We start from the raw sequence: 23855 nt of genomic DNA on the forward strand, positions 1-23855 counted from the left end.
ACTTCTATTTGTGCATGTTGGCACTGGGATTGCAAAACCTGTATATGGTTTAACCAGAGTCAAAAGTCAGTCATGGACAAACTTCTCTACATTGCTGCCAGTGGTGCATCTCAAGACCTTTTAGGTACTGGGCTTCGTGCCAATAACTTGGCTAACGCGCAAACAACTGGGTTTAGAGCTCAGTTAGAACAGGCAAGGTCAATGCCTGCCTACGGCGAAGGTTTGCCGTCTCGCGTTTTTTCAATGACCGAAAGTCCGTCAAACAACTATGAATCAGGTCCTATGATTCAAACGGGTCGTGATTTAGACGTTGCGATACAAGGCGATGGCTGGTTTGCCGTTCAAGATGACAATGGGCAAGAAGCCTATTCTCGTGACGGTAACTTTAAGCTTGGTGACGACGGTATTTTGACAGATGTGCACAATCGCCCCGTTTTAGGCGATAACGGTCCAATTTTCCTCCCTGTACCACTAGATAATTTAGATATCGGTATGGACGGCACGTTGTCAATGAGACAGCTAGGCGCGCCAGAAAATGTGATTGAAGATGTTGGCCGGCTGAAATTGGTTAAGCCGAACTATGCCGATATGGAACGAGGCACTGATGGTTTATTTAGAATGGAAGACGGTACGGTAGCCCCAGCAAGTGCTGGTGTGAAAGTAATGTCTGGCATGTTGGAAGGCTCGAACGTGAATGCCGTTGACGAAATGGTCAACATGATAAGCCTTCAGCGCCACTATGAGCTTCAAGTGAAGATGATGAAGCAAGCTGACGAGCTAGATTCTCGCGGCAACCAGTTACTACGCATTCTATAAAATAGTTAACAATTTCGTTATACGAACTTTAAAGGTTAGGAGGTCGCCATGCACCCAGCATTGTGGATAAGTAAAACAGGTCTTGATGCCGCACAAACAGATGTCGCGGTGGTATCGAACAACCTGGCTAACGCATCAACGGTAGGCTTTAAAAAAGACAGAGCAATTTTTGAAGACTTGCTTTATCAAAACATAAACCAACCTGGTGGCCGCTCATCAGCTGATACCGAACTACCTTCGGGCCTTATGTTAGGTTCTGGTTCAAAGGTAGTATCAACGCAAAAAGCACATACCCAAGGTAACTTGCTGACCACGGATAACGCATTGGACATGTCTATTCAAGGGCGGGGTTATTTTGAAATATTACAGCCAGACGGCACCATTGCTTATTCTAGAAACGGCCAGTTTTCAATGAACGACCAAGGTCAAATAGTGACCTCCGGCGCTGGCTTTCTATTACAACCTGAGGTGGCTATTCCAGAGGACGCGCAGCAAATTACCATTTCACAAGACGGTGAAATTAGCGTGTCAATTCGTGGTCAAGCCGAGCCGCAAGTGCTTGGGCAAATGAACCTATCAGACTTCATTAACCCAACTGGTCTGCAGCCTATTGGACAGAACCTTTACGTTGAAACCGCATCAAGTGGCGCGCCTATTCAAGGTGTGCCAGGCCTTCAAGGTATAGGCACTATTGCACAGGGTACGTTAGAAACCTCTAACGTGAATGTGACCGAAGAGCTGGTTAATTTGATTGAAAGTCAGCGTTTGTACGAGATGAACTCGAAAGTGATTTCATCGGTGGATCAGATGCTTGGACAAGTCATTCAGCAACTTTAGTGAGTAATGTTATGCGAATTCTCGGACTCTTTCTTTCAGTGACAATATTGGCAGGTTGTGCAAGCACTAACCAGCCACCGGTTCAAGCAAACGATCCATCGTTTGCCCCAGTGGTACCTGATTATCCTCGCGAGAAGATTGTAGAAGATGGTTCGCTGTTCCGCTCTTATATGGCCAATAGCTTATATTCAGATATGACGGCTAGACGGGTTGGCGACATTATTACTATCACGTTAAGTGAAAATACCAACGCGAGTAAATCAGCTGGTACATCGACATCAAAAGACACCACGGTAGATTTAGACACGATCACCGGATTAGGTGGGCAAGCATTAAATATTGGCGGCCAATCTGTTCAGCTTGGCGTAAGTTCGTCAAACGACTTTGCAGGTGATGCGGCAACAAACCAAAGTAACAGTTTATCGGGAAATATCTCGGTTACGGTAGTGGAAGTGCTACCCAATGACAATTTAGTTATTCGCGGCGAAAAGTGGCTCACTCTAAACCATGGCGATGAATACATTCGTTTAACGGGCATCATTCGCTTATCTGACATTAGTCCCGAAAATGAAGTGTTATCGACAAAGATAGCTAATGCCAGAATTCAATACAGCGGTACGGGTTCCTTTGCTAGTGCGCAGGAAAAAGGCTGGCTTACGAAGTTTTTCACATCATCATGGTGGCCGCTTTAAGCGGGGCTAGGAGAATTATTATGCGTTTGTTTTCAGTACTACTTATCGCATTAACACTGGTGCTATCTGGCAATGTTAATGCACAACGCATCAAAGACTTGGCAAGTATCCAAGGGGTGAGAAGCAACCAGTTAGTAGGCTATGGCTTAGTGGTCGGTTTACCTGGTACTGGTGAACAAAGTCCTTTCACCGAGCAAAGCTTTCGTACCATGCTAAGTAACTTTGGTATCAGCTTAGATTCCAACACTAAACCCAAGATCAAAAACGTGGCAGCGGTAGCTGTTCACGCAGAATTGCCTGCTTTTACTAAGCCAGGGCAGACCATTGATATTACCGTGTCGTCAGTAGGGGAAGCGAGTAGCTTGCAAGGCGGCACGCTTTTACAAACATTCCTTCGCGGTGTAGATGGCAAAGTGTATGCAGTAGCGCAAGGTAGCTTGGTAGTAAGTGGCTTTGGTGCACAAGGCGGCGATGGTTCACGAATTGTGGTTAATACACCCACTGTAGGCCGTATTCCCAACGGCGCTATGGTAGAGCAAACCGTACCAAGCGGTTTCGCTAATGGCGATTCATTAACTCTGAACTTGCATTACCCTGACTTTTCAACTGCAAAAGCGTTAGCTGATGTGATTAACGAGCGATTAGGTGCACAGCCAGAAAAAGGTTATTCCATCGCTACGCCGATTGATGCCGCGTCAGTGCGTGTATCAGCGCCAAGAGATGTTGGTCAGCGAGTGGGCTTTTTGGCCACACTCGAAAATTTTGAATTCACGCCAGCCGATGCGCCTGCGCGAGTTGTCATCAATAGCCGTACCGGTACGATTGTAATTGGTCGAGACGTGCGTTTACTACCTGCCGCTATTACCCATGGCGGGTTAACAGTGACAATTTCAGAAAATCAACAAGTTACCCAGCCCAATGCGTTTGCAGATGGTGAAACGGTGGTGACAACACAGTCGATTGTTGATGTGGATTTATCAGACAGTCGCATGTTTTCGTTTGAACCCGGAGTCACACTGGATCAGCTAGTGCGAGCCGTTAATGAAGTGGGTGCTGCACCAGGTGATTTAATGGCGATTTTAGAAGCATTAAGGCAGGCCGGTGCGCTACATGGTGAATTGGTGATCATCTAATGGAAGCATTCAGCTCAAAAAATCAGCTCGATATGGCACGCAATGTTCACGATCTTGGCAGTATTAATAAAATGCGCGAGGCCATTGCTTCGGGTGATGAAAGTGTATTGCAAGAAGCGGCAGAGCAGTTCGAAGCCATATTTGTGCAAATGATGCTGAAGTCCATGCGTAAAGCACAAGACGCGCTTGCCGATGAAGATAGCCCGTTTAATTCCCAGCAAGTTAAGTTTTATCGGGACATGCACGACCAACAGCTAGCAACCGATTTAACGGCAGGTGGCGGTATGGGGTTGGCTGACATTATCGTTAAACAAATGGGCCAATCTGAAGACAGTTATTTACCTGCTAGCGTAATTCGCAGTGACGGTAACTTGAATTCGCTGAACCGCGACCGTGTTATCGCTACAGAGCAAGCGCAAGAAACTGTGCTGGCTTCTGAATCTAAAGGTGTGCAATCGGCCACGAAAGACAGCATGTTCGATAGCCCCGAAGACTTTGTTGAAACGTTACGTCCCTATGCTGAACAAGTGGCTGAAAAGTACGGTATGGATGCAAAAGCGATTATTGCACAGGCCGCGGTTGAAACAGGGTGGGGCAAGTTTGTTATTCACAATAGCGACGGTGAAAGTTCGCATAATCTTTTCGGAATTAAAGCGAATTCGCAGTGGGACGGCAAGCAAGCGGTAGTCGATACCCTTGAATTCAATAGCGGCATTCCACAAAAGCAAAAAGCGGCATTTCGCTCCTATGCTTCATTAGAAGAGGCAGTTGATGACTATGGGCGCTTTATTGTCACACAGCCTCGTTATCAGCAAGCGGTGGAACAAGCCTCAGATGCACACAGTTATACGCGAGAACTACAAAGCGCTGGATATGCTACGGATCCTAACTACGCCAGTAAAATTATGGCGGTTTACCACAGCGATAGGCTTAACGGCTTAATGCCGTAAGAAGAGGGGTTTAATATATGAGCGCAGTTGATTTATTTTCCCTAGCCACCAGTGGTGTAAACGCCAGTAGTAAGCTTTTACAAACTACCAGTAATAATATTGCCAATGTAAATACGCCTGGGTACGTACGTGAACGCACCGAGCTGGTTAACAGTGATGTATTCGGTGTTGAAATCGGAAATACAGAGCGAATTATAAATGTATTTGCGCAAAACCAGCTTCGCCGCGATATAACTTCGGTAGGTGAGCTAGAGGCTTTTTCTTCCAAAACGTCAGCGATTGATACCCTTTTAGCCAGTGAGGCGAACTCTCTATCTAAAGGCATTAGTGACTATTTTGCGGCGGTACAAACTGCCTCAGACGACCCTACAAACTTAGCGTCTCGTGAACAGGTATTAGGAAAATCAGAGTCGCTGTATCAACGTATGAAAACCCTGTCAGATTACATGGTGGAAAAGGAAGAAGAGTTTAACCTTGAAGTCACGTCTTTGGTGAACAGAACCAATAGCTTGATTAGCTCTATTGGCGAACTCAACAAAAACATCGTGATTGCCAAAGGAAACAACACTAGCGACGAACCCAGCGCATTAATGAATAAACGAGATGCCGCCGTTGAAGAGCTTGCCTCTATTATGGCTATCGATGTGAAAGACAGTCAAAGTCAAAACGGTGCGATTACCGTGAATTTGACCACTGGCGAATCACTCATATTAGAAAACGGCGCGTTTAATTTATTCGAAATAAGTACCAGTGCAGATTCAACCAGCAAAGAACTTAAGTTAGAAACAGATTTTGGTTCTCAAACGAAAAACGATACTACCATCCGTATTGTTGAAAGTGACTTAGGGGGCAGCCTCGGCGGATTATTTCGTTACAGAAATGAAGTGCTAGGCACGGCTATGCGCGACGTAGGCCAGCTTTCTGTTACCTTTGCCGACGCAGTAAATACCCAAAACAAGTTGGGGATGGATTTAGACGGTCAACTAGGCGGCAATATCTTCGACATTCCTACTTTTAGGGGCTTAGAAACTCAAGATACCAGCGGAGACTATCAGGTCGTTGGGCAGCTTGTTGCTGGCAAGGGCGCTGAACTCACTGATGCCGATTATCAAATTGAAGTGACTGCGGTATCTGCAGGGGTTCCTAGCGAAATAGAAATTACTTTTTTAAATCCTGATGGAACACCGCAAAAAGACGGATCTGGAAATGATATTGTTTATTCAAACTACACCGTCGCTAGTGGCTTCAATGAATTACCAGGTGGTATTGAAGTAGAATTTGGCGGTACCTCCACCTATGCGGTTGGCGATGAATTCTTGATGCAACCGACTAAAACGATTGCATCATCCATTGAGCTAGCCACAAACAGACCTGAAGATCTCGCGTTTGCGGCGCCCGTAAGAGCTCAAGCAGATGCCACGAATTTAGGTAGCGCCAATGTAAGTGGGGTATCGATTACCAACACGGAAGTTGGCGGTGGTACCGAACAATCTGCATTTGATGGTGCAGGTGGAATACATGATTTAGCCAGCTCGCCAAGTGGTACATTTGGCGCGCCAGCTCAAATCGTCTTCACCGCAGAAGATAGCTATCAAGTGTTAGATGGAGAGACACCGCCAAATGTCATTACCAATGTGACGGGCGCAACGAATTTAAGCAACTTATTAGCACAGGCAGAAAGTAGTGGCAGTAGCCCAGCTTGGCCTGCAGCATTTTCATCACTAGATGACTACCCAGGTTACGACATCAGTTTAGATGGTGTACCTAAAGCAGGTGATAGTTTTACTATTAGTTACAACACTGATGGTTTCAACGACAACAGTAATGCACTTGAGATCGCAGCGTTGCAGAACGAGAATCTCGTGCAAGTGAGCAGTGAATCAACCAACCAGCAACGTACTTTTCAAGATGCCTATGCATCTATGGTCGGGCGGATTGGTGAAGACGCAGCCATGGCTGACATTTCGTTAACTTCAGCAGAGGCAATGAAAACCCAATCAGAAAATTGGTTTGAGTCAGTATCTGGAGTAAGTCTAGATGAAGAGGCGGCAAACCTGGTTAAGTTTCAGCAGTCTTATTCTGCCGCAGCACGAATTTTAAGCACAGCGCAAGAGTTGTTCGACACCATTCTAAGTGCGGCGAGGTAACAGATTATGCGTATATCGACGAGTCAAGTTTACGACCAAAGCATTCGCTCCATTATGGAAAACCAAGAAAATTTGGTTAAAACGCAAGAGCAGTTAGCGACGGGTAAGCGGATCATTACGCCGGCAGACGATCCTGTGGGCGCTGCAAAAGTACTGCGCTTGACCGAAGAGCTTGATGGGCTGACGCAATTCCAACGAAATAATGATTTGGTAACAGGCTCTTTAGAACAGCAAGAAGCAGTGCTAACGAATATTACCAATTCAATTAACCGTGCTAGAACATTGGTCGTTCAAGCAGGCTCGGGTATTCTTGACGACCCTGATAAACGCGCTATCGGGGCTGAGTTAGAACAAATTAAGTTGGAAATCTTCGACTTAATGAATACGCAAGACGCCGATGGCAATTATATGTATGCAGGTTATCAATCTGCGAACCAAGCCTTTACCTACAACCCCGCATCATCAGGAAATGCCATTACATTTTCAGGTGATGCAGGTGTAAGTTTTATTCAGTTATCGTCTAGCTCAAAGATACAATCTACCAGCAACGGTTATGAAGTTTTTGAGAACGTACTATCTCGTTTTGATTTCTCAGTAACCGGCAGTACAGTAGCCGATTTACAAAACACGGTGGTAAAAGAACAAGGTACGTTTGATACCTTTTTCAATAAGAATTATGACCCAGTGACCAGTGCTAATAATGACTATCAAGTGGAGTTTTTAGCATCGGGAGAAGCACAGTTAACTAATACAGGCACAGGCGCAGTTGTGGGAACGGTTGGCTATACTTCCGGTAGCCCATTTACTATCAAAGGTATGCAGTTTGAAGCGAGTGCTGCCGTTGGCGATACCATTAATTTTTCTTTGGATGCGCCTGAGAAAAAGAGTATGGCTCAATCGCTTCATGAAATTCAAACCATACTTATGGATAGCACCATTGATGATAGTGCGCTGCAAGAAGCCATTGCCGACTCATTAGTTGGGTTAGATAATGGGTTAGAAAAAATATCTTTAGAACGCGCCTCTATAGGTAGCCGCCTAAATATCGCTGAATCTACTTACGAAAGTAACCTTGATATGGAAATTGCGGCAAAGGCATCCCGTTCATCAATTCAAGATGTTGATTATGCAGAGGCCTCTACGGAGTTTGCCAAACAAGAAACGGCACTCAATGCGGCATTAGCTACTTTCCCACAAGTGTCTAATTTATCCTTGTTTAACTTCATTTAATAGGCCATTCATCCCTGACAATGTGGCAAGATATACTCTGGTTTTGTTATCGATATGATCTGAGTAATAAGAGACATACAGCGTGTCGTCTTGCCATACTAACCCCGGATAACTATTGTCTCCTTTACTCGGTAAGGTCATCAGAAGTTTCAGCGAATAATCGGTTGATGAAAGTAACCAAATTGCCGTTGTCAGACTTTTACCATCCCAGTTTCTACCTGCTACCACATACGTATTTTCGGTAAGTGATAACATAACCGGCCCTCCAACGTACTGTTTCAAATCGTGCCATTTCCAATTGGTATAGGGCGGAGATGAGAAACCTAGTTTGGCGCTGAAACTATCAGCATCTCGGCGTACAATCGCCGTTGCTTTATCAGTATCGTCAAACAATATATGACTTTCATTTGGGTAGCCAAATGTGTGCTTCTCAAAAGAAATAGCGCCTTTCTTTTGAAGGTAAAGTTGTTTGCGTGGGTTGCCTACATACAAATCAATTCTTTGACTTTTGCGGTTATAGGCAAAACCATAAGCCTTATCCTTGTTCCATGTTATGCGCCAAAGCCACCAACCGGAATGCCCAAAAAAGTGAGGTGTTGACCAAGAATCTCCCGTGGTAGAAAAGTAACTCACCATTTTAGTGGTTACCGCACCCGTATTTGCGTCTTTGTGCTTAGCATAGGCAGTGATGATTAACTTTCGACCATCAAAACAAAATTTTGGATCGCGTAAATCCCAAGAGGGTAGTGCCAGTCGCTGGTAAGTTTTTGCCCCCGAATCAACATTCACTTTGCAGACAATTACAACGCCATCTGGGCTTATATGGTTTAAGGCTCGTCGATAGCAGCACAGTAGTGATTTACGACTATTGTCGAAGGGATTTTCGATTAAATCAGTGAATGCGCAGTGCTCACCTTCCGATGAAATTCGCTCAACCGCGTTAATCTTCAAATTTATATTCACGCTAATACCCTTTTAAAATCCGACTGTTATGTAATCGTAAACGGCAATTTTATACCGCACTACGGCAATTTTTGTAAATAATTCTAAAGGGAACTGCTGTTATGTCGATACAAACACTGAGAGAGCCAGTTCATCATTACCCCTCAGGTATTGGTGACTATTAAAATTGTAATAGCCGGATCCCCGGCAGCCAGCTCACGCTGGACTGAGAGTGTAGGAGAGACTTTATGTCTATGTTCGTCAATACCAATGTTTCCTCATTGAATGCTCAGCGTCAATTATTTGATGTAAGCAATTCTTTGGGTACGTCTTTTGAGCGTCTGTCTTCGGGTTTCCGTATAAACAGTGCTGCAGATGACGCCGCAGGTCTACAAATCACCGACCGAATGACTTCACAAGTTCAAGGTCTTAACCAAGCGGTACGTAACGCTAACGATGCGATCTCACTATCGCAAACTGCTGAAGGTGCGTTGTCTGAAACGACGACTTCTCTTCAACGTATTCGTACACTAGCAATTCAATCACAGAATGGTATCAACAGCTCTGCTGACCGTGTAGCACTTCAAAAAGAAGTATCTGCATTAAGAACTGAAATATCGCGTATTTCAACAACGACTCAGTTCGCTGGTGTAAATATATTGTCAGGTGACTTCTCTGCCAAGTTCTTGGTAGGTGCAAACGCTGGTCAAACGATTTCTGTAAACCTCTCTACTACTCCGTTGTCAAACGCTGGTGTAAATGGTTTTAGTGCGACAGGTTTAGGAATTACTGGTGGCACTAATAACGTACTTACCAGCGAAAACGCATCAAGTATGCTAGCTAGTGTAGATACGGCTATTTCAGCGGTAGGTGGCCTTCGTGCTGACCTAGGTGCGCTTCAAAACCGTTTCCAGTCTACTATTCGTAACTTAAGTAACATCTCTGAAAATGTATCTGCTGCACGTTCGCAAATTAAAGATACTGATTTTGCCACAGAGACTGCTAACTTGACCCGTAACCAGATTCTACAGCAGGCGAGCACTACCGTGTTGTCTCAGGCGAATCAGCGTCCACAGGCGGCACTACAGCTTCTAGGTTAATACGCTAGTTGATAATAGTGAGAGAATGGGGCCAGGAGGTAGTGAACCTTTAACCTCAGTTGTTCCACAGTGATTTAAATTCAAAAAGGCCGATTTTTTAATCGGCCTTTTTTTATTTCTGTGATTTAAGCTATTGAACTAAATAGTTTTTTCAAAAAGATCAAAAAAACCTAAAGTAAATGGCTAACCGGTACGATAACTATAACAAAGGGAAGGTAAACATTACTTCCTCTCTTTAAGGCCTATAACGAATAATAAAAGTAATACGTTTGTGGTGTTTTAAGGAGTGTTAATTGACTGCTAGGTTTTAGTTATTGTCAGGAGATCAATGGCTTAAAATCATAAAAATTATTTTCATAAAGTTCTAAAGGAAATGGTGAGGTAAGTCGATAAAGAGTTAAGTTTGCTGATTGGGCTGCTGACTGGCGAGAATGAAGCCAGGAGGTAGTGAGAGGTTTGAGGTCTGGAACAACAAACCCGACAGTCAGCAAAAGAGAAGTTTCCTTCTCTGTGTAACAAGCTTTACCGGGAGTGACCCGCTAAAGCGTCAGAATAAAATCCTGACAATTATGTGAAGCACAAGCTATGCCAAAATATTTAATTAACTCGCGCAAATAATAAAATCAATAGCGCAAAACTTAAACTGTTAGGAGACCTCTCATGAGTCTATTTGTAAATACTAATGTGTCATCGCTTAATGCGCAGCGCCAGTTGTTTTCAACAGGCAATAACTTAGATACTGCATTTGAACGTTTATCATCTGGTTTTAGAATTAACAGCGCCGCTGATGATGCTGCAGGTCTGCAAATTACTGACCGTATGACCTCGCAAGTTCAAGGCCTAAACCAAGCGGTACGTAATGCAAACGATGCGATTTCATTATCGCAAACTGCTGAAGGCGCAATGCAAGAAACAACGACTGCCTTACAACGAATTCGTACCCTTGCTATTCAATCGCAAAATGGTATTAACTCTTCTGCGGATAGATTAGCACTTCAAAAAGAAGTGTCAGCGCTTCGTACTGAAATTTCACGTATTGCTACCACAACCCAGTTCGCTGGCGTAGATGTACTCACTGGCGCATTTTCAGCTCGCTTCTTAGTAGGCGCAAATGCGGGACAAACAATTTCTGTTAACTTGTCGACACAAGCATTGGGCCGCGCAGGCATTAATGGTTTCAGTGCAACAGGCTTAGGAATTGTTGGTGGGAATAATGATGTATTAACAGAAACGAATGCATCAGCGCTACTTGGTTCAGTGGATAATGCGATATCTGCAATAGGTGGTCTTCGCGCAGACTTGGGTGCACTTCAAAACCGCTTCCAGTCAACAATCAGAAACTTAAGTAATATTTCTGAGAACGTATCAGCGGCAAGATCACGAATTAAAGATACAGATTTTGCCACCGAAACGGCAGAGTTGAGCCGTAACCAGATTCTTCAACAAGCAAGTACCACTATTCTTGCCCAGGCAAACCAACGTCCACAAGCGGCATTGTCACTACTGGGGTAAGAAGTAAATAAGGCGTTTTAATTGGGAAGGAGTTGAGAGGCCATCCCCTAATGAAGGAATGGCGGCCATTTAAGGCCGCCCCCTTTGAGAAAGCGCCGACTAACAGGACTGAGAGTGTAGAAGTGTTGGTTGAGAGGCCAGTTTATCCTACTAAAACCCTGCCAGCCGACTGAAACAGTATTTGCTCAATCTCCTAACGTGAGCAGATTGGCCGAGATTTAATGTCTCGGCCTTTTTTTTATTCTAAGCCGAAACACCCTGCCAAACTGAAATCATTAACTTGAGCAAAATTAATGATTCACAAATACAAATGCACCTTCCATGCCAAGTGTATTCATTTAATGTGTCAAACCTACGAATCATTGTTAAACCTAACGATGCCGCATTACCTTCAAAATAAATGTTGTCAGCCAAAATGTGAATCGATTTATCACTAATTGATTAGCATCTGTGTCTATTTAATGGCTAAAAAGACAAAAAAAAACAAAAATAAAAAGATAATTAATTTTTATAAATCAACAGCTTAAATATTCTTTGAATTTATTTGAAAAAAAAAGCAAAAAAAAACTAAAGAAGCTAAAGACTTGGCCGATACCTATTGTTGAGGGGTAATGTAATTTACTTTGCAAGAGGAAGTTAGTCGGGAGTAGTGACCCAGCTAATTTGAACTGGAAGGGTTTGATGATAGCACAGGCATCATTGAATCCCTAGGAGGTAATCTAATGTCTTTATTTGTAAATACTAATGTGTCATCAATTAACGCTCAACGTCAGCTTTTTGACGTAAGTGATAAATTGAACACGTCATTTGAGAGATTGTCATCTGGGTTTCGTATCAACAGTGCGGCAGATGATGCTGCTGGTCTTCAAATTTCTGACCGTCTAACGTCTCAAGTTGAAGGTTTGAACCAAGCTGTTCGTAACGCTAACGATGCTATCTCATTATCACAGACTGCAGAAGGTGCGCTAAGCGAAGTAACGTCTAGTTTACAGCGTATTCGTCAATTAGCAGTTCAATCACAAAATGGAATTAACTCTTCAGCTGACCGCTTAGCACTTCAAAAAGAAGTGTCGGCGCTTAGAACTGAAATTTCACGTATTGCGACCGATACGCAGTTCGGAAGTGTAAATTTATTGGATGGAAATTTTTCTGCATCTTTCTTAGTGGGTGCAAACGCGGGCCAAACTATCTCTGTTAATTTATCAAGCGGTAATTTAGGTTCTATCAATGGATTTAGTGCGACTGGATTGGGCATTACTACTAACAGTGTTGCCACAGCTGATGGTGCGTCTTCGCTTCTATCTGACGTAGACGCTGCAATATCAGGTATTGGGGCGGTTCGAGCTGACCTGGGTGCGCTTCAAAACCGTTTCCAATCAACTATTCGTAACCTAAGCAATATCAGTGAGAACTTGTCATCTGCACGTTCTCAGATTCGTGATACAGATTTTGCATCTGAAACTGCAGATCTGACACGTAATCAGATTATTCAGCAGGCATCTATTTCTGTACTAAGTCAAGCAAACCAGCGCCCTCAAACTGCGCTATCTTTGCTTGGATAAGCTATAATTTAATACCTTAGTTGGAATGTAACGGGTGCTTGCTTACTTGCAAGGGCCCGTTTTGTCGTTTCAAAAGGGGGGTGAAATAAGTGGAAATTGTAAATAATCAAACTGGTCAGGCTTTTGCATTAGCTTCTGAGTCAGCACCTGTGTCTAAAGTAGCACCAAACGAGAGCTCAGCGAAAGCGAGCAACGACAGCGAAAACAATAGTGCTGGCCAACAGCAAGCGAACAGTAGTCAAACCAATTCTGCACTAAAAAATGATGTATCTAGTGTACAAAATTTGCCTCAAGGTTCTAATCCTTCAGCCGATAAAGTGTCTGGAGAAGAGAATCAAGCTTCGCTAGAGAATGCAGTTCAAGAAGTAGAATCATTCTTGCAAACGCAAAATAGGAATTTGGCGTTTTCTATTGATGACGAAACTAAGCGCTCGGTTGTTACGGTAAAAGATTCTGAGTCTGGTGATGTAATAAGACAAATACCCTCTGAAGAAGTATTAGCGCTTGCTGAACGTATTCAAGATTTGCAGCAAGACGTTGGCGACAGTGTAGGGGTATTTATTAACAATCGCGTCTAGCAACCGTGTTTAACGAGGTAAAGTATGACAATTCAATCATTAGGGGTAGGTTCAGGTTTAGCACTTGACGACCTAGTTCAACAGCTTCTTACCGCTGAACGTCAGCCGAAAGAAGATCGGTTGAATGCAAAAGAAGAACAGATTGAAGCGGAAATCTCAGGCTTAGGTCAGATCAAATCCAAATTTTCTGATTTTAAAGATGCGGTTGATGATCTACGAAGCGATAACGACATTAACGGTCGTGAACCGACGATTACTAATCCTTCTGAAGACGATGATGTACTGTCTGCAGAAGCATCTAATTCGGCCCTTCGTGGTTCGTACGATATTGTGGTTGAGCAATTAGCCCAAGGCAGCCGAATTACTACCGACGATGGTGCGTTTACCGCCAGTTCTGATCCCGTTTTAACGTCGGGAACAGGCTCACTTACTTTTGATGTAGGCGGAAGCGACAGCTTCACGATTGATATTACAGCTGGTACCTCATTAACCGCGCTTAGAGAAAAAATTAATAACGCAGATGATAACTTCGGTGTAACTGCCAACATTATCGATACCGGCACAGCTGCCGGCCCTCGTTTAGTATTTAGTTCTAGCGAAACGGGTACAGGCAACGATTTGGTGATTACTAATGATAATGGTAACGCGGAGTTAGATAGGCTTTCCACCACTGGTGGTGCAGGTAGCATCGACCCTGCGAACATCGAATCTGCACAAAATGCGATTGCCTATATAGACGGTATCGCGGTTGAAAGTGAATCGAATGAGTTTGAAAATACGATTCAAAACGTGTCTTTTGAAGTTAACGAAATTTCGCCCAAAGACGCTGTTGGCGATTTCCTTTCTACAAAATTAGAGATTGGTTACGACAAAGAAGGCCTCGATAAAAAAATTCGTGATTTCGTAGAAAACTACAATAGTTTGATTGATGAAATAGGCCTGCTAACAAAATACGGTGAGTCGGAATTAGAAGATGATGGCGCGTTGGCGGGAGATTCGTTATTGCGCGGAATACAATCAGGCTTGGCCAGTATAGTCGGTGACAGTAACAGCGCATCTGCATTGGGTGGATTGTTCCAGTTAGGCATAGAATTTGATGACGATGGTAAACTAGAAATTGGTACCACCGACTATGGATTGGGGTCAGGCGAAGATCGTCTTGCTGATGCTCTTGAAGATAATTTTGATGAAATAGCATCGCTATTTACTGATGACGATGAAGGTGTTGCGGTACGGCTTTATGAATTTGCTAACCAATATACCTCGTACAGCGGGTTGATTAGTTTGCGTGAACGGTCAGCCAAAGACGATAGAGATGATTTGTACGACGAGCGAGAGACCTTGGAACTGAGAATGCTTAGTTATGAAGAAATTCTTCGTGATAAGTATTTAAATTTAGACCAAACTGTTGCTCAGCTAAACCAGACTAGTTCGGCATTACTTGCTTCACTAGGCTAAGAAGTTTTCGGAGATTTTATGGCACTTAAAGGCATTAACGCTTACCGCAAAGGTAACCTAAAACAAGATATAGCGTCTGCGGATCCGCACAAGCTTACACTTATGCTGCTTCAAGGCGCGTTGGATCGTATCGCCTACGCCAAAGGTGCAATGGAAAGAAAAGATCTTATCACCAAAGCAGATTTTATCTCTAAGACAAGTGCTATCCTCATGCATTTACGAGATACGTTAGACCTTGAAATTGGCGGTGAAGTAGCGCAGAACATGTTTAATTTATATGACTACATGATTCAGCGTTTAAATGATGCACATGTAAATAACGACTTGAAGTTACTGGATGAAGTGTCTAGCCTATTAACACCTATTCGAGACGCGTGGGTGCAAATTCCTGAAACTGCAAAGCAAGAGGCCTTTGAAGCTCAGCGTCAAAATCGTCAAGCTATGTGAACCAGGTTATTTTTAATCACGAACTCACCCCTTTATTCTTACAGGTAGTTAATGAAAAATTAGCTGCCTGTTTGGTGCCTTCTGACGTCCCACTCCCTACTGAAAATTTTAGATCTTTGGTTCAATTGCGCGACCGTGTCATACGGCGGGCGCTGAAGCAAATGGACTCAGATGTAGAAAAGGCATTCGCTGCAAAAGAGTTAGAGATAAATAATAAATTGGAGAAACTGGCGCGTGGTTTGCTAGATAGCGCTAAAGACGAAGCCGTTCAATATTCTCGTGGACGGGCAGCATTAAAGAAATATAAATAATCATGCTAAACAAAATTCAGTTTCACATTGATGAAAACGAACAAAGGCAGCAACAAATTGAAATGGAGGCTGCTAAATTAATTCAGCGCCGTCATCATGATGGCATTGAGGCCTTCAAACGTAATATTCCTACTCTCCTGCCTTCTTTAATGTCTAACCGCTCACGTTCGGCAACAGTGTTTTGTAATAAGCTGGGTCATATCAATATAATCGATTATCTCACCGGTAACGTTCTTTATGGATTAAATCCAGAACAGGAAAGCAAAAAGCACATAGATAATGCGCTTTCACGTGCGCCGATTATTGATATTTCAGTCGAAAAAGCAAATTTGCAAAGTGCAGAGTTGTTAGTCGTGCTGGGGCTGGGACTCGGCTATTATTTGCCTGAATTAATAGAACAAAAAAAATACAAATATATCGTCATTTATGAGCCCAATGAGGATTATTTCGCTTCATCTGTATCTGCTATTGATTGGAAGTCTATATTACGAAAAGCCAATGAAGCTGACATTGCTCTATTTCTACAAATTAATAAAGATGCGAGTGAATTATATAGCAACATAGAGGAGCTCAATCAAAATTTTTCTGTTCGCGGAATGGTAATTTATAAACATTTAAATAGCCCTTCATTTGATAGTGTAGAACGTTTTCTCAGATCCAATCTTTGGCAAGATATGGCAAGCTGGGTTCCTGCACATTCTTTAAAGTCATCGCTAGTTAATTATGTCCCGCCATGGACATTGCATGTTGAAAGTGGAAGTTGGAGCGAGCAAAACCTAGATCATTGTAAAAAAGAAAAAAACTTAGCAGCGCTCGCAAAGTACTTCCCAAACTTACATAAAGAGTTTTCAAATTATAGCCCTCAATTTTGGATGCCTGTAGCAAATACAACAGGTGAAACAAATCTTTGTTACGAATCTACCGGTGCTCTTTTCTACGATGATTCACCCAGTCAGGGAGGAAAAGATAGCTTTTCGCTTTTTGAACAACACCCAAATAAAGATGGCTTAATACTTGGCTACAAAGGAATAAAACTTCGCAATTATCTTCATTATAGATTGGTGTCTGAATGCGAATCTATAATGAGTGGCTTAGATGAAGTAAAAGGCGCGTTACCAGAAAAAGTTCGCTCATTAATCTTCTTCGGGTTAGGTGCGGGTTATTCACTGAATGAGTTAATAGAGAGTCATAGTGTAGATAAGCTGTTCATTTGCGAACCAAATAAAGATTTTTTCTATGCGTCACTATTCACCGTAAACTGGGATGAAATTCTTCATTGCTTTGACGACGGTGATAAGCGGTTATATTTGAATGTGGGAGATGATGGTACCAACCTAACTGACGATTTATTGGTGCAATTTCAATCGGTAGGCCCATACGTACTAGCCAACACATATTTTTATCAAGGGTACTATAACGAAAGGTTAGTGGCGGCAATCTCTCAAATGAGAGAGCAGCTTCAAGTAATTATTGCGATGGGAGATTACTTTGATAATGCAAAGTATGGCCTTGCTCACACACGCGTCGCCATTGAGAAAGACACCCCTTTTTTATTAGATAATGCAAGTTCACTACTATCTGCACATGTGAAAGAAGTGCCTATTTTTATAGTCGGTAATGGTCCTTCTTTGGATGATTTAATTGATGTATTAAAAAGTGAAAAAGACAATGTGGTAATAATTTCTTGCGGTACCGCTTTACAGTCGCTTCATCGCAACGGAATTACGCCTGATTTTCATGCTGAAATTGAGATGAACCGAGCGACTCATGACTGGGCCACTCGAATTCAAGATAATGAATATTTGAAGAAAATTCGATTACTAAGCTGCAACGGTATCCATCCCGATACCATGCAACTCTATGGTAATACTCTGCTTGCCTTCAAACAAGGTGAAGCTTCAACGGTGGCATGTGCTGAGCTTCATAATCATAAAAAGTTTGCGCATCTAAGTCACGCTTACCCTACTGTTTCAAACTTCGTTGTAGACTTAATTACTACGTTAGGGTTTCAGCAAATATATTTGTTCGGCATTGATTTAGGATTTAAAGACCCTAACTATCATCACTCAAAAATGTCAGGGTACTATCAAGATAATGGAAAAGAACTGTACGATTATGCAAGTCGCAACAACACGACAATCTTGGTTCCTGGAAATCTACGACCTTGGGTAAATTCGAAATTTGAATTCAAAGTGTCTAAATCTGTCATTGAACAATCTCTCGTTAGTACCAAGTCTAGTGTCTATAATTTAAGTGATGGGGCCAAGATTAATGGAGCCATAGGGCTTAACAGCGATGACGTTTTAGTACTATCAACTGCAGAGTTAAAAAAAGAGTTACTAAATACGATAAGTCACTCAGCATTTGCTCCTGTAAATAAGAAAGAATTTAACCAAGAATTGAGCACGAGGTTTGAAGACGATTCTCTGTCAGAGGAGTTGTTATCTCTTTTGCACTTGCTGAAAAGAGAGTTAAAAACCCGAGAAGATATCGACCAAGTCATTTCACTGCAAAGAGATTTGCTAGTATCGTCTTTATTTAGAAAGAAATCGTTGTTGTTTTTTTTACTTAACGGGACACTTAATTATATTAATAGTGTGTTGAGCAAACTTCTCAATATCGGTGATGATGATTTACTGATGGAAGTTGGAAAAACCATAATAGAAACGTGGATACGTTACGTTGAAGACATCATGTCCGTCATGGAGAATGATGAAATAGGTCTCGATGGTTCTGGTAGTTTTTATGGTTTACGCAGAAACATTTATTTGAAGACGCTATCTGAAAGTCAATCAATCAAAATCAATATCTCACCAAGCTCGAAATTGTACGCTTTGGAAAAATGGTGTGAGATACAAAATATAAAAATAAACGATATTCATAGCCCTGAAGGTAAACGAATTGAGTTTGGTTTTCCCACTGATGAGTTAGACGAAGAAGCAATATACATCGTTGATTCGCTATCCAGTTTGGCTATAGGTATGAGAGGGTGTTACAAAGCTCTGCTTAGCTTAGCGTGCGTTAAACCGGATGTGAGTTTTAGTATTGTTCCCCCCGAGTTTGATCAAGTCCACCATTGCGCCAATGCTTTATATTCTACTATTGAAGATTGTATCGTCATTCCGAAACTTATTGTTTATCAGAATAGTAAGATTGACGGTTTAAATACGGTAACAAAAGCGCTACAGCATTATACTGTATATGAAACGCAAGACTTTCTGTTGCTAACCAGTAAACTACTCAGCGAAGAAGCATTGATTTTAGCGTTCGGAGACAGGCTATCGTATCGTCCGAGGCTTACAGAAGAGTTACTTATCGTTCGTATCAAAACTGAGAAAGAGTTTTTAAGCGTTAGCGCTCTGAAGCGTCAATAAGTAAGATAAGATTATAATAATTAGATAAGTTGTTTTTAGACATGTTATCGCCTGATAAATGGAATGGTTAATGTTATGAAGGTATTGGTTACAGGGGCTGATGGTTTTATTGGGTCACACCTTACAGAACTTTTGTTATCTAAAGGTTGTAAAGTAAGGGCCTTGTGCCAATACAATTCATTTAATTCTCAAGGTTGGCTAGAAGGTAAAGAAAACCAAGATAATCTCGAAATTGTCTTTGGCGATGTAAGAGATCCGCACTTCTGCGACACCATTTGTGACTCTATCGATATCGTATTTCATTTAGCTGCGCTTATTGCGATACCTTACTCTTATAGCGCTCCAAATAGTTATGTTGATACGAATGTAACAGGCACGCTGAATATGTGCCAAGCTGCAAAACGTCATGGTATAAAGCGCTTCATACAAACCTCTACCAGTGAAGTGTACGGAACAGCACAATATGTTCCGATTGATGAAGATCACCCGCTTCAAGCGCAATCACCTTACAGTGCCTCTAAAATAGGGGCTGATGCCATTGCGACTAGTTATTTTAGTGCTTTTGATCTACCGGTAATTATTGCTCGTCCTTTCAATACTTACGGACCTAGGCAATCAGCGCGGGCAGTGATCCCTACCATTATTGGTCAAATTGCTTCTGGGGTTGATAGGATTAAGTTAGGAGATGTCAGTCCTACACGTGATTTCAATTACGTTTTAGACACATGTGAAGGATTTTGGCAACTTAGTCAGTGTGAAGCGGCGGTAGGTGAGGTAGTTAATATAAGTACGAATTACGAAATCTCCGTTGAAGCTACCTTAAATAAAATACGTGACATCATGAGCAGCTCGGTTGTGTTTGAAATTGACCAAGCTCGACTAAGACCTAAAACCTCAGAAGTCTTTAGGTTATGGGGTGATAATACGAAGTTAAAGAACCTGACGGGTTTTGTACCTTCAACATCAATTGATGAGGGATTAGCTCAAACCATATCTTGGTTTTCGAACCCCCATAATCTGTCTCAATATAAAACTGACCGGTATAACAAGTAAAAATTGCTATGCACAATACCCTTATTCATTTCATAAGAGATGTTTTCGACACTAACGATATCATTCCGCTTCATGCTCCTTTTTTCGGTGGCAATGAGAAGAGTAATATTACGGATACAATAGATTCAACTTTCGTTTCAAGTGTTGGTGCATACGTTGATGCTTTCGAAAGTGAGCTCGCTGGTTTTTGCCATGCCCCTTATAGCGTTGCAGTTGTAAATGGCACTGCTGCACTTCAAACTGCACTTTATTTAGCTGGTGTTCGAGCAAATGATATTGTTATTACACAATCCCTCACTTTTGTCGCAACATGCAACGCTATACATTGGTTGGGCGGAGAAGCTGCGTTTGTGGATGTCAGTATGGAAACGCTGGGCATGTGCCCCAATTCGCTTTTAGCATTTTTAAGTAGTCATTGTGATGTTGTAAATGGGCAATGCATATGCAAGAAAACTGAACAAGTTGTGAAAGCAGTAGTGCCAATGCATACCTTCGGGCACCCTGCTGAAATAGATGCATTGGCTAAAATATGTGATACATGGGGTATTGCACTAGTAGAAGATTCGGCAGAAAGTTTAGGTTCTACATTCAAAGGCAAGTCTCTGGGTACATTTGGCCAATATGGTGCCTTGAGCTTCAATGGTAATAAAATTATAACCACAGGAGGCGGCGGTGCCATTTTGTGTAAAAGTGAAACTGCATATAAAAAGATAAAGCATTTCACGACTACCGCCAAAGTCCCACATAGATTTGAATTTTTTCATGATGAAGTTGCATGCAATTTTCGAATGCCAAATTTGAATGCCGCTTTGGGATGCGCCCAACTCACGCAATTAGATAAATTTATAACAAATAAACGTGAATTAGCGTCAGTTTATGAAGAATTTTTTTCTGAACAGCCTTATACCTTTGTGAAGGAGCCTGAAGGCTGTGTATCCAACTATTGGTTAAATGCCATTATCTGCAAAGACGAAAAACAAAGAAACTCATTACTGTCATCGAGCAACGATGCTGGCATCATGCTTCGCCCCGTATGGACTCCGATGCATCTTCTTCCTATGTACGCTAAGTCTATTCGTGCTCCCTTAGATAATACTGAGTGGTTGGCTAAACGATTAGTGAACTTGCCTAGTTCAGTGAGGGGGTAGTTTGTGGAGAGCTTATCGCTTAGCAATACTGTTCTTGCCATGCACCAAAGTCAGTACCTGCCTTGGGCTCCTTATTTTAGGAAGATGGCTTTAGCGGATACTTTCGTCTTGATGGATAGTGTGCAGTACCAAAAAAACGGTGTGCAAAATAGAAATCAAATCAATTCCTCCAACGGCCCGCTATGGCTTACTGTGCCAGTATCTGGAAGCCTAAAAGACACCATTGATCAAAAGCAGCCAGTAAACAATAAGTGGAAAAAAAAGCATATACAAAGTATTCGAAGTAGCTATGGGAAAGCGCCTTTTTTTAAGCGCTACTTTGATGATATTGCACAGTGTATTAACGATACAGAAGGAAGCTTGCACACCATTAACTTTGCGCTAATTAATTATTTTCGTTCTATTTTCTTAATAAAAAATAAACTAGTGCTACTTTCTGAGTTGAATGTGAACAGCAAGAAAAACCAACTGGTAATAGATACTTGTCTGCGAACTCAATGTGCTATCTATTTGTCTGGTGTGGGCGCAAAAGCGTATTTGAATGATGACGATTTCCGAAGAAAAAGCCTCACTCTTCGCTTCTTAAATAATGAATTTGATACCTACCATCAAATACATAAAGAGAAAGCATCAGGTTTATCAATTCTAGACTGGCTAATGCAAGACGACATTGAGTCGATAATAGAGTATCTACATAAACCCGGAGAGTACCATTATGAGTCATAATGTGAATGAATCTGTGTGGGATAAACTTTACCAGCAAAAGCTATCTTTACTTAAATACCCTGACAGTACGTTCGTTACATTACTGAATAGGTACACCAGCGTGGAGGCAAATCCAACCGTACTGGATTATGGCTTTGGTGGTGGGGCAAATATGCGGGTTATGCTAAGGCGTGGTCATCAAGTAACGGGAATAGAGATCTCAGATGCGGTGATAGAAATTAACCAGCAAATATTAAAGGATGAGTCTCTTAAAGCCGAACTGTTAAATGTTAATTCAGACGTATTACCTTTTGAAGATAACAGTTTCTCACTTATCAATGCTTGGCATGTTTTAGGTTACAACACGATGAGTTCTCTAGAAAAGCGAATTCAAGAATTCAAACGCGTATTAAAGCCCGGTGGTAAAATGTTAGGCACAGTACCAGCTTATGGCGACGTTTCTCATCGTAGCGCTGTCCCCATTAGCGAATATGAGTTTGAATCGCAAATCTCCAGTCAAAAAGGGGCTAGAATTCTCTGCTTCCCTTGCGAGAATAGTGTTAAAAATAGCGTAGGTGAGTCGATTGACATTGGGCTAATGCAAAGCCCTTTGCTTGGCGAGTCCTATTCACGTCATTGGGTTTTTCACTATGAAAAATGAGTTCTTGGGTTTACTCGAAGAGAGCCGCCATTGCATTTCTGTGATGGCTGTCACTGGGATTCGTAGTGAGTATGACCTTATGTACCCGCTACTAAACGAAATGCATAACTCTGATAATTTTGATGTGTCTGTGGTTGTTACGGGCGCCCATCTTACACCGCTTCATAATTACTCAGTAAAAGAAATTGAACAAGATGGATTCACTATTTGTTCCCGCATTGAAACCACCATAGAACAAGACGATACAACAAATAGAGTCTTATCATGTGCACTACTGATGAAAGGGCTAGGAGAGGCCGTTGAAGAGCATTCTCCAGATCTACTTTTAGTTTTAGGTGATCGTGAAGAACCTCTGGTTGCTGCTATGGTTGGAAACTATATGAACGTGCCCATTGTTCACCTCGCAGGGGGAGATAGCACTAACCCCGAAGGGGGGAACGTTGATGAGCAATCAAGGCATGCAACAACAAAGTTAAGTCATCTTCATTTAACGATGACCTCTTCTCATAGCGAGAGAATTTTAAAGTTGGGTGAAGAGCCTTGGCGGGTACACACTGTAGGAAGCGGCGGTGTCGATAGGTTGCGTTTAACACCTCACCTGTCTCGTGATGCATTAAGAAAAGCTACAGCACTACATACTGAGTCTCCCTATGCTGTGTTTATCCATCACCCATTAAATGGTGATTTTGCTATTGCCAAATTAGAAATTAGCGCCGGTGTTAAAAAAGCGACCGAAGCTGGACTACAGGTGATTATGGGTGTCCCTAATTCGGACCCTGGCTCTGTTGAAATCGTGAAGTTTATAAATGGACTCGAAGGTGTTCAGGTATACAAAAACCTTTCAAGAGATGCATTCATAAATTTACTCCGACATGCTGACTTATTAATGGGTAATTCATCGCTTGCGTTTCATGAAGCAGATTATCTAGGCCTGCCTGCTATCAATATAGGTGAGCGACAGCGTGGTAGAGAGCATTCAGGTAACGTTATATTTTGTGAAAGTAACGAAGATGCTGTTGGTAAAGCGGTACAAACCGCGTTGTATGATGAAACATTCCGAGACCAATTAAATCCGAATCAAAGCTTATACGGTGATGGATTGATGGCCTCTCGTGTATTGAAGATTTTAATGGAGCTGCCGATAAAGAAACAAGTGTTTGCCAAACAAATTACCTTTTAATTGAGAATTTCTAGTCGAG

General features: G+C 42.2%; 21 protein-coding genes. 20 read left to right on the top strand and 1 reads right to left on the bottom strand.

What is annotated here, in order from left to right; translation table 11 throughout:
* The first annotated feature begins 72 nt into the window (after window positions 1–72).
* From ALT761_RS04855 to flgL, 7 genes are read left to right on the top strand one after another with little or no spacing between them, the layout of a single operon-like run.
* Window positions 73–816: a flagellar basal body rod protein FlgF gene (locus ALT761_RS04855; protein ID WP_057793372.1), complete on the top strand. Its 744-nt coding sequence runs from the start codon at window positions 73–75 to the stop codon at window positions 814–816.
* Window positions 817–864: 48 nt separating this feature from the next.
* Entirely contained in the window at window positions 865–1653 is a 789-nt protein-coding gene (flgG, locus tag ALT761_RS04860; protein WP_013785145.1) for a flagellar basal-body rod protein FlgG, read from the top strand.
* Between the two features lie 11 nt (window positions 1654–1664).
* The gene (gene flgH / locus ALT761_RS04865; protein WP_129737002.1) at window positions 1665–2345 is read left to right on the top strand and encodes a flagellar basal body L-ring protein FlgH; all 681 of its coding nucleotides are present in this window, start codon (window positions 1665–1667) and stop codon (window positions 2343–2345) included.
* Window positions 2346–2365: 20 nt separating this feature from the next.
* A complete protein-coding gene (locus ALT761_RS04870) occupies window positions 2366–3478 on the top strand; it encodes a flagellar basal body P-ring protein FlgI (protein WP_129737004.1) in 1113 nt (370 codons plus the stop codon).
* Window positions 3478–4428 (top strand): flagellar assembly peptidoglycan hydrolase FlgJ, encoded by a 951-nt coding sequence (gene flgJ / locus ALT761_RS04875; RefSeq protein ID WP_129737006.1) that lies wholly within the window; start codon window positions 3478–3480, stop codon window positions 4426–4428. Before ALT761_RS04870 ends, flgJ begins: the two co-directional genes overlap by 1 nt.
* Window positions 4429–4445: 17 nt before the next feature.
* Entirely contained in the window at window positions 4446–6575 is a 2130-nt protein-coding gene (flgK, locus tag ALT761_RS04880; RefSeq protein ID WP_129737008.1) for a flagellar hook-associated protein FlgK, read from the top strand.
* A 6-nt stretch (window positions 6576–6581) separates the two neighbouring features.
* Window positions 6582–7805, top strand: a complete 1224-nt coding sequence (flgL, locus tag ALT761_RS04885) for a flagellar hook-associated protein FlgL (RefSeq protein WP_126872010.1) — start codon at window positions 6582–6584, stop codon at window positions 7803–7805.
* On the opposite strand, the gene ALT761_RS04890 is transcribed toward flgL, so the two are convergent.
* Window positions 7782–8768 (bottom strand): hypothetical protein, encoded by a 987-nt coding sequence (locus ALT761_RS04890; protein WP_129737010.1) that lies wholly within the window; start codon window positions 8766–8768, stop codon window positions 7782–7784. The genes flgL and ALT761_RS04890 overlap by 24 nt on opposite strands.
* A gap of 227 nt (window positions 8769–8995) precedes the next feature.
* Here ALT761_RS04890 and ALT761_RS04895 point away from each other — a divergent pair, with 227 nt between their 5' ends.
* From ALT761_RS04895 to neuC, 13 genes are all read left to right on the top strand, one after another.
* Window positions 8996–9847: a flagellin N-terminal helical domain-containing protein gene (locus tag ALT761_RS04895; protein ID WP_129737012.1), complete on the top strand. Its 852-nt coding sequence runs from the start codon at window positions 8996–8998 to the stop codon at window positions 9845–9847.
* A 660-nt stretch (window positions 9848–10507) separates the two neighbouring features.
* Window positions 10508–11359: a flagellin N-terminal helical domain-containing protein gene (locus tag ALT761_RS04900; RefSeq protein WP_013785137.1), complete on the top strand. Its 852-nt coding sequence runs from the start codon at window positions 10508–10510 to the stop codon at window positions 11357–11359.
* 722 nt (window positions 11360–12081) lie between these two features.
* Complete coding sequence (locus ALT761_RS04905) at window positions 12082–12921, top strand: flagellin N-terminal helical domain-containing protein (protein WP_126872006.1); 840 nt, start codon at window positions 12082–12084, stop codon at window positions 12919–12921.
* A gap of 89 nt (window positions 12922–13010) precedes the next feature.
* Window positions 13011–13499 carry a flagellar protein FlaG gene (locus ALT761_RS04910; protein WP_129737014.1) on the top strand — a complete coding sequence of 163 codons (489 nt, stop codon included), beginning with the start codon at window positions 13011–13013 and terminating at the stop codon, window positions 13497–13499.
* 24 nt (window positions 13500–13523) lie between these two features.
* Entirely contained in the window at window positions 13524–14957 is a 1434-nt protein-coding gene (gene fliD / locus ALT761_RS04915) for a flagellar filament capping protein FliD (protein ID WP_013785133.1), read from the top strand.
* Window positions 14958–14975: 18 nt separating this feature from the next.
* On the top strand, window positions 14976–15404 hold the full coding sequence (gene fliS / locus ALT761_RS04920; protein WP_013785132.1) for a flagellar export chaperone FliS: 429 nt from the start codon (window positions 14976–14978) through the stop codon (window positions 15402–15404).
* The gene (locus ALT761_RS04925) at window positions 15401–15715 is read left to right on the top strand and encodes a hypothetical protein (protein WP_129737016.1); all 315 of its coding nucleotides are present in this window, start codon (window positions 15401–15403) and stop codon (window positions 15713–15715) included. The genes fliS and ALT761_RS04925 overlap by 4 nt, the downstream gene beginning before the upstream one ends.
* A 2-nt stretch (window positions 15716–15717) precedes the next feature.
* Complete coding sequence (locus ALT761_RS04930; RefSeq protein WP_129737018.1) at window positions 15718–19089, top strand: motility associated factor glycosyltransferase family protein; 3372 nt, start codon at window positions 15718–15720, stop codon at window positions 19087–19089.
* 75 nt (window positions 19090–19164) lie between these two features.
* The gene (locus ALT761_RS04935) at window positions 19165–20142 is read left to right on the top strand and encodes an NAD-dependent 4,6-dehydratase LegB (protein WP_129737020.1); all 978 of its coding nucleotides are present in this window, start codon (window positions 19165–19167) and stop codon (window positions 20140–20142) included.
* 8 nt (window positions 20143–20150) lie between these two features.
* Window positions 20151–21290 (top strand): LegC family aminotransferase, encoded by a 1140-nt coding sequence (locus tag ALT761_RS04940; protein WP_129737022.1) that lies wholly within the window; start codon window positions 20151–20153, stop codon window positions 21288–21290.
* Between the two features lie 3 nt (window positions 21291–21293).
* A complete protein-coding gene (locus ALT761_RS04945; RefSeq protein ID WP_129737023.1) occupies window positions 21294–22016 on the top strand; it encodes a WbqC family protein in 723 nt (240 codons plus the stop codon).
* On the top strand, window positions 22006–22656 hold the full coding sequence (locus ALT761_RS04950) for a class I SAM-dependent methyltransferase (RefSeq protein ID WP_129737025.1): 651 nt from the start codon (window positions 22006–22008) through the stop codon (window positions 22654–22656). Before ALT761_RS04945 ends, ALT761_RS04950 begins: the two co-directional genes overlap by 11 nt.
* Complete coding sequence (gene neuC, locus ALT761_RS04955; RefSeq protein WP_129737027.1) at window positions 22646–23836, top strand: UDP-N-acetylglucosamine 2-epimerase; 1191 nt, start codon at window positions 22646–22648, stop codon at window positions 23834–23836. Before ALT761_RS04950 ends, neuC begins: the two co-directional genes overlap by 11 nt.
* The last annotated feature ends 19 nt before the right edge of the window (window positions 23837–23855 follow it).

It is taken from the genome of Alteromonas sp. 76-1 (genome assembly GCF_900654235.1).
GTDB classification, from domain to species: Bacteria; Pseudomonadota; Gammaproteobacteria; order Enterobacterales; family Alteromonadaceae; genus Alteromonas; species Alteromonas naphthalenivorans.